This window comes from Paenibacillus sp. p3-SID867 (assembly GCF_025142895.1).
Lineage (GTDB): Bacteria > Bacillota > Bacilli > Paenibacillales > Paenibacillaceae > Paenibacillus_AQ.
This window is the reverse complement of record NZ_JAMBDM010000010.1, coordinates 13,271-29,538: the sequence shown is the minus strand read 5'-3', so window position 1 is coordinate 29,538 and position 16,268 is coordinate 13,271. Positions and strand designations below refer to the sequence as shown.

15 protein-coding genes are annotated in these 16,268 nt (G+C 49.8%); 12 read left to right on the top strand and 3 right to left on the bottom strand.

Going from position 1 to position 16,268, the window contains the following annotated elements; all coding sequences use genetic code 11:
* Positions 1-9 precede the first annotated feature (9 nt).
* Entirely contained in the window at positions 10-879 is an 870-nt protein-coding gene (locus tag M4D81_RS20450) for a thermonuclease family protein (protein WP_071222589.1), read from the bottom strand.
* A 309-nt stretch (positions 880-1,188) separates the two neighbouring features.
* On the opposite strand from M4D81_RS20450, the gene M4D81_RS20445 reads away from it, so the two are divergent.
* The 10 genes from M4D81_RS20445 (at position 1,189) to M4D81_RS20400 (ending at position 12,024) form a co-directional block, all read left to right on the top strand.
* On the top strand, positions 1,189-2,343 hold the full coding sequence (locus tag M4D81_RS20445) for a P-loop NTPase family protein (protein ID WP_260067893.1): 1,155 nt from the start codon (positions 1,189-1,191) through the stop codon (positions 2,341-2,343).
* The gene (locus tag M4D81_RS20440; RefSeq protein WP_260067892.1) at positions 2,343-3,593 is read left to right on the top strand and encodes a TadA family conjugal transfer-associated ATPase; all 1,251 of its coding nucleotides are present in this window, start codon (positions 2,343-2,345) and stop codon (positions 3,591-3,593) included. The genes M4D81_RS20445 and M4D81_RS20440 overlap by 1 nt, the downstream gene beginning before the upstream one ends.
* On the top strand, positions 3,590-4,447 hold the full coding sequence (locus tag M4D81_RS20435; RefSeq protein ID WP_071222592.1) for a type II secretion system F family protein: 858 nt from the start codon (positions 3,590-3,592) through the stop codon (positions 4,445-4,447). Before M4D81_RS20440 ends, M4D81_RS20435 begins: the two co-directional genes overlap by 4 nt.
* Before the next feature lie 15 nt (positions 4,448-4,462).
* Complete coding sequence (locus tag M4D81_RS20430) at positions 4,463-5,335, top strand: type II secretion system F family protein (protein ID WP_071222593.1); 873 nt, start codon at positions 4,463-4,465, stop codon at positions 5,333-5,335.
* Between the two features lie 20 nt (positions 5,336-5,355).
* Positions 5,356-5,547: a Flp1 family type IVb pilin gene (locus M4D81_RS20425; protein WP_015737227.1), complete on the top strand. Its 192-nt coding sequence runs from the start codon at positions 5,356-5,358 to the stop codon at positions 5,545-5,547.
* Positions 5,540-6,214 (top strand): TadE family protein, encoded by a 675-nt coding sequence (locus M4D81_RS20420; RefSeq protein ID WP_260067891.1) that lies wholly within the window; start codon positions 5,540-5,542, stop codon positions 6,212-6,214. Before M4D81_RS20425 ends, M4D81_RS20420 begins: the two co-directional genes overlap by 8 nt.
* Before the next feature lie 2 nt (positions 6,215-6,216).
* Positions 6,217-8,448 (top strand): TadE/TadG family type IV pilus assembly protein, encoded by a 2,232-nt coding sequence (locus M4D81_RS20415; protein ID WP_260067890.1) that lies wholly within the window; start codon positions 6,217-6,219, stop codon positions 8,446-8,448.
* A gap of 16 nt (positions 8,449-8,464) precedes the next feature.
* The gene (locus tag M4D81_RS20410) at positions 8,465-9,451 is read left to right on the top strand and encodes a TadE/TadG family type IV pilus assembly protein (protein WP_397376766.1); all 987 of its coding nucleotides are present in this window, start codon (positions 8,465-8,467) and stop codon (positions 9,449-9,451) included.
* A 191-nt stretch (positions 9,452-9,642) separates the two neighbouring features.
* Complete coding sequence (locus M4D81_RS20405; protein ID WP_071222597.1) at positions 9,643-10,155, top strand: A24 family peptidase; 513 nt, start codon at positions 9,643-9,645, stop codon at positions 10,153-10,155.
* Positions 10,156-10,167: 12 nt separating this feature from the next.
* A complete protein-coding gene (locus M4D81_RS20400; protein ID WP_260067889.1) occupies positions 10,168-12,024 on the top strand; it encodes an FHA domain-containing protein in 1,857 nt (618 codons plus the stop codon).
* 107 nt (positions 12,025-12,131) lie between these two features.
* Here the strand turns inward: M4D81_RS20400 and M4D81_RS20395 are convergent, their stop codons facing one another.
* Positions 12,132-13,052: a copper amine oxidase N-terminal domain-containing protein gene (locus M4D81_RS20395; protein ID WP_260067888.1), complete on the bottom strand. Its 921-nt coding sequence runs from the start codon at positions 13,050-13,052 to the stop codon at positions 12,132-12,134.
* A 254-nt stretch (positions 13,053-13,306) separates the two neighbouring features.
* A complete protein-coding gene (locus M4D81_RS20390) occupies positions 13,307-13,780 on the bottom strand; it encodes a DUF2621 domain-containing protein (RefSeq protein ID WP_009594427.1) in 474 nt (157 codons plus the stop codon).
* Between the two features lie 125 nt (positions 13,781-13,905).
* On the opposite strand from M4D81_RS20390, the gene M4D81_RS20385 reads away from it, so the two are divergent.
* Both M4D81_RS20385 and purU read left to right on the top strand, forming a co-directional pair.
* Positions 13,906-15,027: a deoxyribonuclease IV gene (locus M4D81_RS20385; protein WP_260067887.1), complete on the top strand. Its 1,122-nt coding sequence runs from the start codon at positions 13,906-13,908 to the stop codon at positions 15,025-15,027.
* Positions 15,028-15,156: 129 nt separating this feature from the next.
* Positions 15,157-16,056 carry a formyltetrahydrofolate deformylase gene (gene purU, locus M4D81_RS20380; protein ID WP_260067886.1) on the top strand — a complete coding sequence of 300 codons (900 nt, stop codon included), beginning with the start codon at positions 15,157-15,159 and terminating at the stop codon, positions 16,054-16,056.
* Positions 16,057-16,268: the final 212 nt, after the last annotated feature.

The following is a 16,268-nucleotide window of genomic DNA, read 5'->3' as shown; positions in this document are numbered from 1 at the left end:
CAGATGAGTTTACTTCGGGGCCCGGAAACCGGCCTGGACGGCTTCTGCCTCGCTGCAGAACCACTGCTCCTGCTTCGTGCGCTCATAGTATGGGGATTCGGGAGTATGGTAGATTTTCTCGCCCTTCGAGTTGATGTTGCCCTTGATGTCGCAGCCTTGCTTGGACGCTTGGCTGTTCTCTTTCGGAGCTTGGGCTGCCGCTGTGTTATTACGGCTACTGTTGTTCTTGTTGTTTGTGTTGTCCTGCTCCTCCGGATGGAAGCCGTCTTCCTGGGCATAGTTCTCTACGCTCCATATCCCGAGCGCCTGGTCCCGGCTGATCCGCTGCAAATCATCAAATTTGTCCACATAGCGGGTGTTGGGCGGGTAGATATAGGCCACGCGGGCGAGCCCTTCTTCAAGCAGCGATTCCTGGACCATTTTTCCGTCGGCATATACATACGCAAGCAGCCTGGAGTATTTATCCCGGTTCGGACCGATATCAAATTCCAATTCAAGAAGGTCGGCTTGTTCCACCAGATCCTTCGTAAAAGCCTTGGCCTCGGGCCCGAATGGCTGTACGCCCAGCTTCGGATGACTCGTCTCGGGGGTATCGATCAGGAGCATCCGGACATTCTCCTTCTTCCCTTCGAACATCACGCTGATGGTGTCACCGTCAACGGCTTTGACCAGTTCCACGGCTGCCCGCGGAAGATTCAGATCATCGGTTGGATAGGTCGTTTGTTTGGAATTCGTTGTACTGGTGTTGTTGGTCTTGGCTTCGGATTTAACGCTTGTTGCGGTTCCTTCGTTTGATGTCGCCGGGGACATCAGCGGCTGGCTGCAGCCTGATAATAGCAGCAAGGCGGTTAGCACAGCGGTTAACATTCGTTTGTTCACTTGTTGTCACTCTCCTGGCTTGGAAGTTTGGTTCAGATGGTTTAGGAGTTTATGTAATGTTGGTTCTATATAAGTAGTTCTTATATAGAGAACATTCGTTCTAAGCCTATATAGTAGGACATATATCCTTGTTTTGACAATAGTGAATAAGGGCTATCTGTATATCAAAATAATATCTTGCCGTTCTTCTGCAACTGTGATATTCTAATGTCAAATTATAACAGACAACGGAAGCACCGTTCATGGACCGCATATTGCGGCCTTGGACGGTGCTTTTTGGCGTTGTTACAGAAGAGAGGGATTGGCTTTATGATACCGGCCCGACTTGTGCTGGCAGTGCAGGATTCCCGGTATGTTGAACCGCTGCTGAGTTATTTGCATGGAAGTTCTTACGGATCGGCTCTTCAGGTAACCGCATTTACCCGCATCGATTCATTTCTACATTATATGGAAGTGGGGGAAGTGCCCAATCTGGTCGTGGGGGATACGGAAATGCTGGAGAGCTGGCTTAACCGGGGGGAGACTTCGGTTCCTTGGCTGCTTCTAAGTGAAGGTCATTCATCTTCTTCTCTTGTAGAGGGCGGCAGCAGTACATTCAAGTATCAACCGCTGCCTCAGCTGATGGAAGTCATCATCACCCACTGTAAGCGAAGCGGTGGAGCGCTGGAGAAATTGAATGTCGGAACAACCTCGGTGATTGGGATTGTATCTCCCCTGAGCGGGAGCGGGAAGTCAACGATAGCAATGAACATGGCGAAGCAGCTGGGCGTGCTGGGATTAAAGGTGTTCTATCTCAATTTGGAGACGGTGAACAGCAGTGCATTATTTCCTTCCGGTTCGGTGGGCATGGAGGGGAGCTTTTCAAGATTGTTGTACGACATTAAGGCCTCACAAGAAACGGCTTCGGGGACCGATTTGTCAGTAACCCCTTATATCATCAGACATCATGGCCTGAAGTGCGATTCCTTTGAGCCCAGCTTCAATGTAAAGGAAATCACGGAGATGACCATGGAGGACACGGCTTTGCTGCTGGCTTCCCTCGTATCGTGTAATCAATATGATGTCATTGTCGTGGATACCGAGAGGTGCATGGATGAACGAATGCAGACGGTTCTTGAGCAGGCCGGGGTGCTTATCTGGGTTTTATTAGATGATCTCATGAGTATGTATAAGAGCGGTGTGTGGATGGATCAATTGGAGCTTGAGGATCCCGCGCTTTTCGGGAGCCTGAAGAAGCGGAGCCAATTCATTGTCAATCGGTACACAGGACAACTTGTTAACGGATTCCCCCGCAAGGATATAAGCATAGACAGCGTACTGCCTTATATTCCTTCATGGAAACAGCTTCATCGGGAAGAACTGCTGTTGTCCTCACCCATCTATCAGAGAGAGGTATTGAAGCTCTGCCAGCAGCTGCTGGAGGGCTCGGGTATCATGGCGTTGCAAGCGGGTGGTGGGCAGTGATGATGGAGGATCCGTTCAAGTCGGTTCGTGACCAGGTTCGTTCCGAGCTTGATATGAGTGCGAGCATTAACAATTCGGAATTAATGGCCCGTATCGAGGAAATGGTGTGGAGAAGACGCGAGCTCATGGAACTGACAGCCGCTGAGAAGCGGCGGCTGGTGCGCAGGGTATTTGATTCTTTTCGTGGGTTGGATGTGCTTCAACCCTTAGTGGATAATCCTCGAATTACGGAAATTATGATTAACAGCCACCAGGATATATTCATCGAGCAGGATGGGGAGGTGAAGAAGCTGCCGCTCCAATTCGAATCGCAGAGCCGCCTGGAGGATATCATTCAGAGCATTGTCGGTACGGTAAACCGGGTGGTGAACGAATCCACGCCCATCGTTGACGCCAGATTGAAGGATGGCTCGCGGGTAAATATCGTGCTTCCTCCCATAGCGCTGAAAGGGCCGACCATGACGATCCGTAAGTTTCCGGAATCGCCGATGACGATGGAGGACCTGGTACGAAGGGGCGCCCTGACAGAGGAGGCAGCGGAGCAGCTTCGGATACTGGTTAAGGGGAAATACAACATTTTTATAGGCGGAGGGACGGGTTCGGGGAAGACGACTTTCCTGAATGCATTATCGCAGTATATTCCGCCTGATGAGCGTGTCATCACGATTGAGGATTCGGCGGAATTAAAGATCGTGACGGTCCCGAACCTCGTGTCGCTGGAGACCCGGAATGCTAACACGGAAGGCCGGGGAGAAATCGCGATACGCGATCTGATCCGTTCCTCGCTGCGGATGCGCCCCAATCGGATCGTAGTGGGCGAGGTGCGGGGAAGCGAGGCGCTGGATATGCTGCAGGCGATGAATACCGGGCATGACGGAAGTCTGTCGACGGGGCACGCTAACAGCACACAGGACATGATCAGCCGTTTGGAAACGATGGTGCTGAGCGGCGCGGATCTTCCGATCAGTGTAGTCCGTCAGCAGATAAGCTCGGCGATCGATATTTTCGTTCATTTATCCCGGCTTAGGGATCGATCGCGACGCGTAACGGAGATTAGCGAAGTGATCGGAATGAGCGATGGCGAGGTGGTGCTGAATCAGCTGTACCGGTTCCGTGAAACGGACGAATCGGGCGGCCGGGTGATTGGGTCTCTTGAGCCTTGCGGCAATCCGCTTCAATCGGCGGACAAGCTTCATATGGCCGGGATTACGGCTTGGCCGCTGCAGAAGATGATGGAGGTGACGTCATGAAGCGATCTGAAGGTTCGGTCTTGACCCCGGAAGAGGGTCAAGGTGAGCGGGTGATCAAGAGGAGGAATGGAGCTGGAAAGCGTGAGCAAGCTGCTCCAGTTGGAACCAACACTCTTCCGGATTACGGCGTCTATCATCTCTCGATGAGACAGAGAATGGGATGCATTATCCTTGGCGGTCTTATGTTTTTCTCCATCGGTTATCTGTTTTATCACGATCTGATTTTGTCGCTGCTGCTTGGAACGGCAGGTCTGACGATCCCTAAATTTTGGGGACGGTTTATGCTGGAACGCAGACGCAGGACGCTGAATCTTCACTTCAAGCAAGCTCTCTACTCCTTGTCCTCGTCTCTGTCGGCCGGCCGCTCCGTGGAGAACGGATTCAGGGATGCCGTTCAGGACTTGCTGCTGCTGGATCCCGGAGGCAGTAGCGATCTGATCTTCGAACTCAAAGTCATTGTGTCCCGTTTGGAGTACGGCGAGCCTATCGAAGTGGCACTGCAAGATTTTGCACAGAGGGCGGGGATGGAGGATCTAACGAATTTTGCCGATGTCTTCTCAACTTGCAAACGCACAGGCGGCGATCTGGTTGAAGTCGTGCGGAGAACTTCTTCAGTCATCGGAGAAAAGCTGGATATTCAGCAGGAGATATCTGTGATGATCGCCCAGAAGCGGTTCGAATCCAAGGCGCTGCTGGCTGCGCCGTTCCTGCTGCTGCTGTTCATGAACCTGACGTCTCCCGATTATATGGAGCCCATGTATAGCGGATCGGGGATCATGATCTCTACTTTTGCATTGGCGGCTTTAGGAGGATGTTTCTTATGGATCACCAAAATGATGAATATCAAGGTGTAAGGAGGTGAGGCGGGGATGCTGACATGGATATCCGGTGCGCTGATGGTTCTGCTTGTGGGTGGTTGGGTGGTGCTGAATCAAATGTGCGGCGAACGATACCATCGTCTCAGCAAAGTGCCCATGGATGGGCTCAGGCTGCAGCGGTTAACACCGCCTCTGTTGTTCCTGCTGGAGCAGGGAAAGATTCCGATGCGTTTTCCGATCGTGTTCTATCGGATGCAGGGCTCAGTCCAGAAGATCCATGGTCTGCGGCACAGCGCGGAAATGACGTTGTTGTTTATGGCCGAGGCACTTGCGTATACATGGCTTATTTTGATCGGCGGCTGCTTGTGGTCGTTGCTGTCCGGGGATGCAATCGGACTTCTGGCTGGATTGGCATTGGGGGCATTGCTGCCCGTCGCTTTGGTGAAGGACCTCCATAAAAAGGTCACGCTGCGTGAGCAGGATATCGTGATGGAGCTGCCGGAGCTTCTGAACAAGATTGTTTTGCTTGTCGGGGCCGGCGAGACGGTGCAGCGGGCGATCATTCATTGCGTGGAACGGAACAAGAACGCAAACCATCCCCTGTATGCTGAGCTGAAGAGAATGGTGCTTGAATGGGAGGGAGGCCATCCGTTCCAGCAAGCCTTCGAACAGTTCAATAAACGGTGCGGCGTTCAGGAAGTATCGATATTTACAACAACCGTTTTGCTTAATTTTCGGCGCGGCGGGAATGACTTTGTCCTGGCACTGCGGGATTTGTCCCGAGTGCTGTGGGAGAAGCGCAAGGCCATTGCAAGAACAAGGGGCGAGCAGGCCTCCTCGAAGCTGGTACTGCCAATGGTGGTCATCTTCATGATCGTGATTGTTTTGCTCGGAGCGCCTGCATTTATGATGATGAACATGTAGAAGGGAACGGTGTGCGAAATATGATGTTAAACATGGCGAAGAACGGGATGAAAGCTTTTTGGAAGGATGAGAAAGGGATCGGAACGCTTGAGATGATCCTGATCCTAGTCGTTATTTTGATTATCGCCCTTATATTTAAAGATCAGATTACGGCCTTGGTGAACAACTTGTTTAAAAACGTGAACAACAAGAGCAAAGAGTTCCTTGAATAATCGGCTTAAGAGAAGATGGAAGGACGAGACGGGGAGCTTCACGGTGGAAGCCTCCCTGGTTCTTCCCATCGTGTTGATGGTGACGGTATTGCTGCTGTTCCTATGTTTGTACATCTATCAACAGTCTTTGCTGGTCCAAGCTTCAGCTGCAGCATCCGAGCGGACTGCGTATAACTGGGATAACAGCCATAAGAATGCAGCCACGGGATCCGTAGAGCAGGGACAATATGATTCGCTATATTGGCGGTTGACGGATGATCATGTTATAGGAACTCTATTCGACTTGGCTGGGGGTGAGAAAACGAAGTCTATTTCATTGCCGCATGGCGAAGAAGGGGGCGGGAAACTGCCCGAACTCAAAATGTTCAAGGGCGGCAAGGCTGTTCCCACAAGCATGGCGGGAGAGATGAGTTATACCAATCAGCTGCTGATTCGAAAGGTAACGACTTCGTTAAATGAGCAGGTATCTCTGACGCCATTGAGCCGAATATTGGACGATGGGGGTCAAATCAAGGTCAGCGCACAATCGATCGTGGTGGACCCTGTTGAATTTATTCGCACGGTGGATCTAATGCGATATTACGGATCGAAGTTTCAAGGCGGGAGAAACGGAACGGATAAAGCTGCCGCCGGAGAAGTTCTACAAAAGTTCGGAGGTTCGCGATAGTCATGACGAAGCATAGGAAAGCACGGTCGAGTCGGATAAGGAGAGAGGGCGACCGATCTTCCGATGGATCTGTATCTGTTTTTTTGATTATCGCCCTGGCTGCTGTATTCATGTTTGTAGCTATCTTTATTGATTATTCCCGCATAGCAGCGATGAAGGTGCAGAGCGAAAGGCTGACCAGAGCGGCCGTACGCTCCGTGATGTCCTCCTATGATCCGCAGCTTCAGAAGGAATATGGATTGTATGCCCTTGGGGACACCAGCGGCGATCTCATTATGGGCAATGTGCTGAATGACAGCATGAATCCGGGAGAACGGAGCGATGCATTCCGGTTAATGGCAATGGAGCTCGATAGTTCGGGTCTTGAGCTGCAGCGTCCGCTAGGGACCTATGACATATTCAACCGGCAGATTATCGAGGATATGAAGTATAAAGCGCCGATTGATTTCACTTTGGAATTAGTGAACAAGTTCAAACCGTTATCGCAGTCCATGAAGGAAGCTTCCAATACGGTAGATGTTCTTAAGAAGCTTCGTAAATTGTATGACAAGCGGGAAGCGGCACTGGATGAGATGCTGGCAAAGCAGCGTAAGGCAGGGGAGGGCGCAATCCGGCTTTCGAAGCTGGTTATGGATCCGCCGGGACAATCGATCTCCGACACTTCGCTAGGGGGCAGGATGTATACCGCCGCTGATGTGGCATCACAATACGAGGATTATAAGGCTAAACAACAGGAGGATGCGGACAGGCCTCCCAGGGAACAACAGTATACGCTGCTGCTCATGGCTTACCGGAGCGGAATTTCTTCCATTGGCTCACAGATTTCGAGGGAGGCCAGCCGAATTCAGAGGGAGAATGACAAGCTGCTCTCAGATGCACATCAATTATGGGAGGAAGCAAGGAATCTGAATGAAGAGATGAAGCAGGTCATCAAGGATTCCGAGAATCGTTCATCTAATAGGGGATATGATCAGGTCACGAATGATGTAACGCCAGGGTCTAACGATTCTTCGGGGGCAGAAGCGGAGATGATTCAATCCATACGGAAGCAAGCTGACAAATTGATTCATAGCGATGAATTCTTGAACGGCTTCCGGCAAGAGATTGACAGCCAGGAGAGTCGATACCAACAAGTTGGACGTGCAGTAACCACTCTTCAGTCTTCTCTAGGGGGAGAAGGAATGAAGGGAACGGTGCTTGAAGCCAGTCGCACATTAGAGCGTTTTGTTTCTAATTATGGAGCATCAGGCAGTGGGAATATTATAGATCGGCAGCAGGCGTCATTGGAACAGTTCCGCACATCGGACAAGGAACGGAAGGCGATGGAGAAGCAGGCCAATCAGAAGCTGAAGCAGGCATCCAAAGTCATTGAGTCAATTAACGGGTTGAATGGACAACATCAGGCGATTATGGATGAGTTCCGTGAACTCCAGCAGTACTATGACGAAAGTCTTCAATTTAATGCCGAAGCGGACAGCATGAGTAAGGGAAAGCCTATGGATGATGATCCGTATGATGCCGGTAAACAGGCAATGGATAATATGGACGGTATGTTTGGATTTATGGGGAACGTACTTGGCGGTGTCAGGGATGAACTGTTTCAAAATGAATACGCCGTTCATTATTATCAGCATTTTGATATTGGGAAATTAACCGGAATGGTTGATGGTTCCAACACCGGCGGAGATGTCGTCCAGGAATTCGACATTGGGAACCAGGAAGTGGAGTATATTCTATACGGATTTCATAACCCCGCTGGGAATATATCTGCGGCCTATGCAGAGATTCTTTCTTCCAGACTCGCGGTCCGGACGATGGAAGGATTCATTGTGAATAGTAAATTAGGAAATCCGCTGGCGATTTTGGCGGCGGCCATTCTGTATGGGATTGAGAAGGCCATAGAGGATATGATCCAGTTGTGTCAGAAGGGGAGCGTTCAGCTATCCAAGTATGCCCCCATTGAGCTCACTTACAGAGATCATTTGCGAATATTTCTGCTTATTCACAGCAATAACGAGAAGAAGCTGTCACGCATGTTGGCGTTGATTCGATTGAACACCGGCACCAATCCTGCGGAGCGATTTACCTATGCTTCAGGAGAGGTCAGGACGGCCATGCGTTTATGGTTTCTTCCAGGGGTGACGAAGGCGATCGGCGTTGTATTTGGAAGCGATGGGGACGAAGTTCAGGGAAGTCGTTACATGGTGAAGCGCAAGGCGGATTTTTCCTATTAGGATTAGGGGTAGTTGAATGAAACGATTATCGGAAATACAGACACCTCTCCGTAAAGGTAAAGCGTCATCGGAACAAGGAAGCATGGTCGTGGAAGCTGCACTTGTGCTGCCGATGTTTATGTTTTTTGTTATTTTTCTCATTTATATCGTGCAAATGACATTGATATCGACAGCGCTCCAGAGTACCGTATCGGATACGGTCAAAACTGTGGCGGCTCATATGTATCCTGTCTCTCTAGCCGTGCAGGCTAATGCTGGTGGTAATGGAACAGGAGAAGGGTCACCAAGCACATCCCATTGGGAGATTCCCAAATTATCACTTTCTGATTGGGTTTCGAATTACAGCGACTCTCTTCCTGCTCCTGTCAATGAGTGGATCACGCAAGCTGTAGCGTCAGGCGAGGAGCCGCTGCAGCAGCTTAAGAACCAAACCGTGGAAGCCGTACTCGATCCCGTGGTCAAGCCGATGATGAAACCGTTCATGCCTGACCACCTTCTGGATTATGACCGAATCCATGTGTCCAATGTTCACATTCCCAATTTGAAGAGCGGAGCGAGTCCCTATTTCGGCATTGAGGTGAATTACGCCCTTCCGATCCGGGTTCCTTTCTTGAACAAACGCATCGTGCTGCAGGCAAAAGCTCAGGAGAGATTATGGATTGGCGATACCGGTGAAGGAGGGACGGGTTCAGGGGATGGATCCGGGACAAACGGGGCGATTGAGCTGTTGGAGAAGCCGAATCCGGCCGTTGCCAGCAAGCAGGCTAAGGTAAAAGTACGAGTGGCGCCGGGCAGCAGTGCTCAATTGTCAGTCTATTATAAGAGCGGTCAGAGTACGGCTAAATATTTGGGTTGGGAGACCGCGGACGAGAACGGCTATATCGAATGGGAATGGAACGTAGGCTTTAATACAACGCCGGGAACGTGGCTGTTTGTCGTTGAGACAGCAGACGGGCAGCGGATTGAGGTGCCGTTTACGGTGGTCGCGCGGTCGGGTTCTTGAAGCTTGATAGCAAGAGTTCGAAATGAAGGATTCCAAGTGTTCCAAGAAGCGTTTCAGAGAAGTGCTTCAAAGAAGTCTTTCAAATAAGCGTTTAAGAGAGTCATTCGAAGAATCGTTCGTTGTGCATCCATAGTTAAAATCCTACCACGGCTATTCCAGTGAATAGTTTAGCAAGGGAGTTATGATGTTTTATGGCCGTTGCTTTTGGTGTTTGTGCTGTTTATTTGATCGCCGCATTCATTACAGACCTTCGCTCCATGAAAATACCGAATGTTTTAACTGTTTCGGCTATGCTGTCCGGCCCTGTCTATCATGGCGTTCTGGACGGGTGGGAGGGGCTGCTCTTTTCTTTGAAGGGGCTTGGAGCCGGATTTCTTATCTTGTTGATCATGTATTTTATAGGGGCTGTAGGAGCGGGTGACGTTAAGCTGTTTGGGGGCATTGGTGCCTGGACCGGCTTATGGTTTACCTTGCAGGGCATTATGTATTCTGTCCTTTTTGCCGGTGTCATCGGTTTGCTTATCCTGCTCTGGCGTCGGGAAACGATGAAGCGAATACGCACTGTCGTTGGCAGTATCGCCGGCGTTTTTGTGATGAAGAGCTGGTTGCCATGGCGCAACAGCCAGGAGGAACACTTGCGATTCCCTTTTATGATTGCCGTCCTTCCTGGTGTAATCAGCACGTATGTGGTACTGCACTTGTAGGAGGGGGAATTTATGCTCGGATTAAAGGCGGATTTTATGCAGAACGGTGGAACCATTATGGTGCTGGATCGGGCTGAAGGAATCCAATCATCAGAACTTAATCATGTACAGCTAGGGATGATCCGTTCGTCGAGAATCCCTCATTTTCTGAAGCTGCATATGAAAGAAGTCGATTATAAGGTAACGCTGGAGTATGATATCACCGGCAAAAAAATGCTATCTCAAACGTTAAAGAGCGAGCGCATGACGCTGACCGAATATTTTGGATTGCTGCTGCAGATCGTCACGGCTCTGGAAGACAGCAAGTTGTATATGCTTCAACCGGAGAATTATATTTTGCATGAGGATTATCTGTTTATTGAAGGTTCCCTGCATCTTGGCACTTTATATTTAACTTATGTTCCCGTTGCAGCCATCGAAGCAAGCGGCACTCGTCTTCCGCTTATGCTCAAGGAACTAATGACAAGGTTGCTTGCATCGGTGACGGAGCTAAAAGGGGGAGGGATACAGGCACTGATGTCGTTCTGCAGCGAACAGAGCTTCAATCTGCCGGGCCTTAAGAAGCTTGTGATTGAACTGTTAGCCGGAGAGGGTGAAGACCATCGTACTGTAACTCAAGCAAATGCAGCAGTGCCTTCAGGTCTGAATCAAGGATCGCCCTATACCGATAGTCAATCAAGCAACATTCGCTCCAAGCCTGCATTCGCATTTGCAGAACCGACTCATGGACGGACAGCAGTGCCACAGACGGAGAGTGACATCTACACAGATAAACAGAGTTTAATTCAAGGTCTGAAGGAACGTACGAATGAGATGTTCGGGAGGAGAGACAAGAGCGAGGAAATGAATTCTCATGCGGGTCGAAGCCCATTGGGTTCCACTCCTTCGTGGCTGCCTCATACGGATGAGACAAATTCAGAAGCTTCAGATAATGAGAAGACTTCGCCGATTCGCACCTATATTATGTTAGGATGTTTGCTCGCCGCAGCGGGAGCTTGGAGATTGCTTTACATGAATCAGCCTACTCCATTGATGCTGGGGTTGTCGGTAGGTATTACGATTCTGCTTGCTGCGGTAACCTGGCTTGGCTGGACAGGTAAACTCCAGCTGCTCTCACGGAGATCCGGCGATTGGTCCGGTTCCTTGCCCATGTTCGAGTCAACAGAGCTTAGTCCGCAGGAGCATTCCAAGTGGAAGTCTGTCCCGCGTTTTCAGGCGGACCCTTTATCGGGTCTTCTTGGGGATAACTCGGAAACAGACGCTGGAAATGCAGAAGCAGGGCTTGAGGAGGGGAAAGAGAACTGGAGATGGCGGGCCCCTAAATCTCCATTCAACTCCGAGAGAGATCACCATTCAGGGGGATATTCCGCACAATCTCCGCAGGGCCATGCTTATTCGCGTTCATCTGAGGCAGAAGCTGCGGCCGCGGATCCATATGGGGAAGTGGGGGATTATTATGCCCAGTTGTCCCAACGGACGGAGGTGCTTTCGTTCCCTGGAGGTGAGGGAGCTACCGTCCTACTAAGTCCGGATGCTGCAGCCCGTCCAGCCGTGCAGTATTCAGCAGGTGCTTACCTCGAGCTAAACGAACCGAATGCAGCCGCCCCGCAGCGGATTGAACTATATCAGCCCCATTTCATCATCGGCCGATCCCCTGACGTAGCCCAATTCGTCGCACAGGGTGTGGGGACTTCACGTGCGCATGTCGAGCTTTCGCGTGAAGGCGGAGGTTACGTCCTGAAGGATCTGGGTTCGAGAAATGGTACGGTGCTGAAGGGGGAACCCATGGTGCCTTACAAAGAATATCCTCTGATGGAGGGGGATGTTTTTATTATTGCCGGATGGTCGTTTACCCTGCGAAGGGGTTAATATTATTTAGTACATAAAGAACCCCGGATTTTGAAAGGCAGCCATCTGCCTTAACATAATACCCGGGGTTCTTTTTTTATTATTATTGAAGTGTAAGTTCGAAATTTTTATAACGAGCTTGAATAGATCAGGTACTCCGTATCTCCGGTTGGGTCCAGGTACCAGTTAGCGACCTTTTTTGAGTAATTATAAGATCCTCCGTATAAGGGCCAGCGTGTAACGTACACATTGTATTCCGGAACGAAGATATTATATTGTGCATCATATCCGCTTGGATAAGACGAGTGGATAAAAAAAGTAATAATAAAGATATTAACTTTTTTGTAGCCATATTTTTTATGTACATGGTTGGCAATGTTTTTGGTCAGCAGATGCCCTGTTGAAGGTTTGCTGTCAAAGGTGTCGATAATGTTCTGCATCGTTTGTTCATCGGAAATCTCTACGGCAATGGTGAGTGTATCCGAATCGTCGGTTACGCCATAAGTTAAGTTGTTTAGGTGCAATTTTCCGAAAGAGAGATTCGAGTATTTGGATTCCAACTCCTCTTCGATTTTTACGGCTTTCGTTTTTACCGGCGGGATCGGTGTAGGCTTAGGAACAAAAGGCTCTGTCCCTTTGTAACTGGTAATGTTGATGGTATTTCCATTTACGGCCAGGGTTGCTCCAGTGGCTTCGCTAATGAAGCGAAGCGGAACGAAAATGTTTCCGTTCAAGGATACCGGAGGAGATTCGAGCAGCATTCGTGAGCCGTTTACATAGGCGTTTTTGTTGCCAACGGTCAGCACAAGGTTGATCCCTTTTTTAGTTCCTGTAATCTGCTGTTTAGCGGGATCCCACTTTACAGAGAGACCCAAGCTTTTGAATATCGGAGCGAATTGTACCAAGGTCACCCCGTCTCGCAAAATAGGGGCCTGTCGCAGCCCCACTTTAACGCCATCCACATTGACGATATTGGCTTGCGCCGCTCCTGCGGTCGGCACGATACATGTAAAAAGTAAAACGATAATAATTGCTAATTTCAACTTCACGCCATTCTTTCCTCCTAGGACTATCGGATTAGAATTCTTATAACACTCCATTATACGTGATCTATGATTTATTTCCATGATTTTCTTGGAGAAAAACAGGCCAAGTTCATTCGTATCCCTTCAATTTAACGAAATAAAAAACGAATCCCCCTGATCCTCTGTATGAGGATTAGGGGGAGATATGATTCGGACCCAACGGTTTGTCCGAACATTTGAATGAGGCAGGTACCGTCGTTTCATTTGAAGTTGTATTATTACTTATTAATCAAATGCTGATAGGGCTTGTAGTCGATTTCCTTCTTCTGGAGGAAATTCATCAGGAATTTGTAATCCCGTTTCGGCGTTGCCACGATGTAACCTTTGATGCAGTGATCCCGGGTTACCTCGGTTGCGCCGGATTCGACGGCGATTTTGCCGATTTCGGCTGCAATGGAGTGTTTGGCGATATCCCGGAATGGTCCCGGAACAGGCTGCACCAGTTCGTCCAGAAATGCTTTGGATTCATCCGTCCATAGCGGGCGGCTTCGCTCTACCCAGTAATTTTGCCAATCGAGCTTTGATTTGCCGTCGGCTTTGGGAAGCACTTTGAGAAACTTGCGGAACATGAAAAATCCGCCGATGCCCATCAACCCAAGCATGACCCATCCCCAGAATGCAATGGAGTTCATGAACCATGACGGCGGCGCACTGGACGACAAATAGCCCATGACGGCCCCTGTGCTCTTCATCTGTATATCACCTCAATGATTATTGTCACATGACACTTTCATGAGAATTATAACGCATTTCTAGATTTATTTCGATATACAAGCTAAAATAGGTGTAATTGTGTGTTAAAAAAGGGGGATGCAGCATGTTGAAAATTGGTTCCCACGTGTCGTTTTCGGACAAGGGATTGCTGACTGCGACGGCTGAAGCCACGTCATATGGCTCAAGCTCGTTCATGATATATACCGGCGCGCCGCAAAACACGCGCCGCAAGCCGATCGATTCGATGTTTATCGAAGAAGGCAAAGCCGCCATGCAGGAAAGCGGCATTGAGGAGATCGTGGTCCATGCGCCGTACATTATTAACCTCGGATCGTACAAGCCCAACACGTTTGAGCTGGCGGTAAGCTTTTTGCAAGAGGAGATTCGCCGTACGCATGCGGTCGGCGTGAAGAATATCGTTCTCCATCCCGGTGCGTATACCGATAAGGATGCGGAATACGGCATCGACCGAATTGCCGAAGGCCTTAATGAAGTGCTCGGCGGTACGGATGAGACCGAAGTGAAGATTGCACTGGAGACGATGGCAGGTAAAGGCACCGAGATGGGACGCAGTTTTGAAGAAATTGCTTCCATTATTGATAAGGTGAAGTACAATGACCGCTTGGCCATCTGCCTCGACACCTGCCATATTCATGATGCGGGTTACGATATCGTAAATGATCTGGACGGCGTGCTGGAGCAGTTCGACAAGCTGATCGGACTTGACCGGTTAACGGTCGTGCACGTGAATGACAGCAAGAATCCGCGTGGAGCGGGTAAAGACCGTCATACGCCGATTGGAACCGGATGGATCGGCTATGAAGCCATTCAAAGAGTGGTTCATCATGAGAAGCTTCAGGGCAGACCGTTCATTCTGGAGACGCCGTGGATCGGTAAAGATCCGAAAACGCAGCGTCCGATGTATGAGATCGAAATTGCGCTTCTGCGCGGGGATGTGGAAGGCCGTTTCGGGCCGACTTTTGCTCAGCAAGTAGAAGAACTGGGTGCTTTCTTTGCGAAGGAAGGCATCGACTCCCGTTCGTTCGTGCTGGATACCTGGACGCTTCTGAAGAATGATGCCAAAGCCAAAAAGGCGGATCCTCGCGAACCGATGGAGCGTCTGTATGATATGGTCATGGCAGCCGGCCTGCTGTCCGACCTTTCGGAGGAGCAGATCAATCAGCGCCTGATCGCTTGGTTGTCCGGTGTTTCCCTGACTTCATAAGCTTCATTAAATGGCTTTATAATCAGAATACTAAGGCATTCTCAGGATAACGTCCGCAAGTCGCGGCATGTTTTCCTGAGAGGCCGATTGACGTTAATTGCAGATTTAAAAGGAGGATCACCAAGTCTCATGGAAATTCACATCAAGAAGGATCTGTCGTCTGCGGCAGGTCAGTACCCTAATCGTGCCCGCATGCTGATCTCCTGTCCGGATGGACCAGGAATTGTGGCGGCGGTCTCCCAGTTTCTGTACCAGCATGGTGCCAACATTGTCCAGTCTGATCAATATACAATGGATCCGGCCGGCGGCATGTTTTTTATGCGGGTGGAATTTGATCTGGAGGATTTGAACAGCAAGCTTCCCAAGCTTGAGGACTCCTTCCGGGAGGTTGCGGATCAATTCCGTATGGAATGGAATATCTACCATGCGGTCCGTAAGAAACGGCTGGCGATTTTTGTTTCAAAAGAAGATCACTGCCTTGTAGAGCTGTTGTGGCAATGGCAGGCAGGCGATCTGGATGCGGATATTGCGTTAGTGGTAAGCAACCACTTGGATATGAAGGAATACGTAGAATCGTTCGGTATCCCGTATCACCACATTCCGGTTACGGCGGATACGAAGCCTCAAGCGGAGCAACGTCAGCTGGATGTGATCGGCGATGATATCGACGTGATTATCCTTGCGCGTTACATGCAGATTATTTCGCCAACCTTTATCGAACATTACCGGAACCGGATTATCAACATTCACCATTCCTTCCTTCCGGCCTTTGTCGGCGGCAAGCCTTATGCGCAAGCCTATAACCGCGGCGTGAAAATTATCGGAGCAACTGCCCATTATGTAACCGAAGAGCTGGATGGCGGGCCGATTATTGAGCAGGACGTGCAGCGCGTTAGCCACCGGGATGATGTGAATGAGTTGAAGCGTATTGGCCGTACCATCGAACGCGTGGTGCTTGCAAGAGCTGTCAAATGGCATGTTGAGGATCGGATTCTGGTGCATAACAATAAAACGGTTGTATTCAACTAACGGTCTGCAAAAGATTTGCAAGCGTGCGTATGATCAGACAGGAAGACAGCCAGCAGGTTCGGAAACAGCACGAACACGATGGCGAGCGATGCCAGAGTAACCGGGCCTGTGCCTGAGATACAAGTAAGATATGAGGCTGTATTCGGACGATTCATCATAGATAGTACAATGGAGCAGCCCAACACTTTAACGCTGCAATGGATTACCCCTTG

Bases quoted from the DNA above. Each gene is read 5' to 3' on its own strand.
- M4D81_RS20445 (WP_260067893.1), top strand. From the start codon at position 1,189: ATGATACCGGCCCGACTTGTGCTGGCAGTGCAGGATTCCCGGTATGTT.
- M4D81_RS20440 (WP_260067892.1), top strand. From the start codon at position 2,343: ATGATGGAGGATCCGTTCAAGTCGGTTCGTGACCAGGTTCGTTCCGAG.
- M4D81_RS20435 (WP_071222592.1), top strand. From the start codon at position 3,590: ATGAAGCGATCTGAAGGTTCGGTCTTGACCCCGGAAGAGGGTCAAGGT.
- M4D81_RS20430 (WP_071222593.1), top strand. From the start codon at position 4,463: ATGCTGACATGGATATCCGGTGCGCTGATGGTTCTGCTTGTGGGTGGT.
- M4D81_RS20425 (WP_015737227.1), top strand. From the start codon at position 5,356: ATGATGTTAAACATGGCGAAGAACGGGATGAAAGCTTTTTGGAAGGAT.
- M4D81_RS20415 (WP_260067890.1), top strand. From the start codon at position 6,217: ATGACGAAGCATAGGAAAGCACGGTCGAGTCGGATAAGGAGAGAGGGC.
- M4D81_RS20410 (WP_397376766.1), top strand. From the start codon at position 8,465: ATGAAACGATTATCGGAAATACAGACACCTCTCCGTAAAGGTAAAGCG.
- M4D81_RS20405 (WP_071222597.1), top strand. From the start codon at position 9,643: ATGGCCGTTGCTTTTGGTGTTTGTGCTGTTTATTTGATCGCCGCATTC.
- M4D81_RS20400 (WP_260067889.1), top strand. From the start codon at position 10,168: ATGCTCGGATTAAAGGCGGATTTTATGCAGAACGGTGGAACCATTATG.
- M4D81_RS20390 (WP_009594427.1), bottom strand. From the start codon at position 13,780: ATGAAGAGCACAGGGGCCGTCATGGGCTATTTGTCGTCCAGTGCGCCG.
- M4D81_RS20385 (WP_260067887.1), top strand. From the start codon at position 13,906: ATGTTGAAAATTGGTTCCCACGTGTCGTTTTCGGACAAGGGATTGCTG.
- purU (WP_260067886.1), top strand. From the start codon at position 15,157: ATGGAAATTCACATCAAGAAGGATCTGTCGTCTGCGGCAGGTCAGTAC.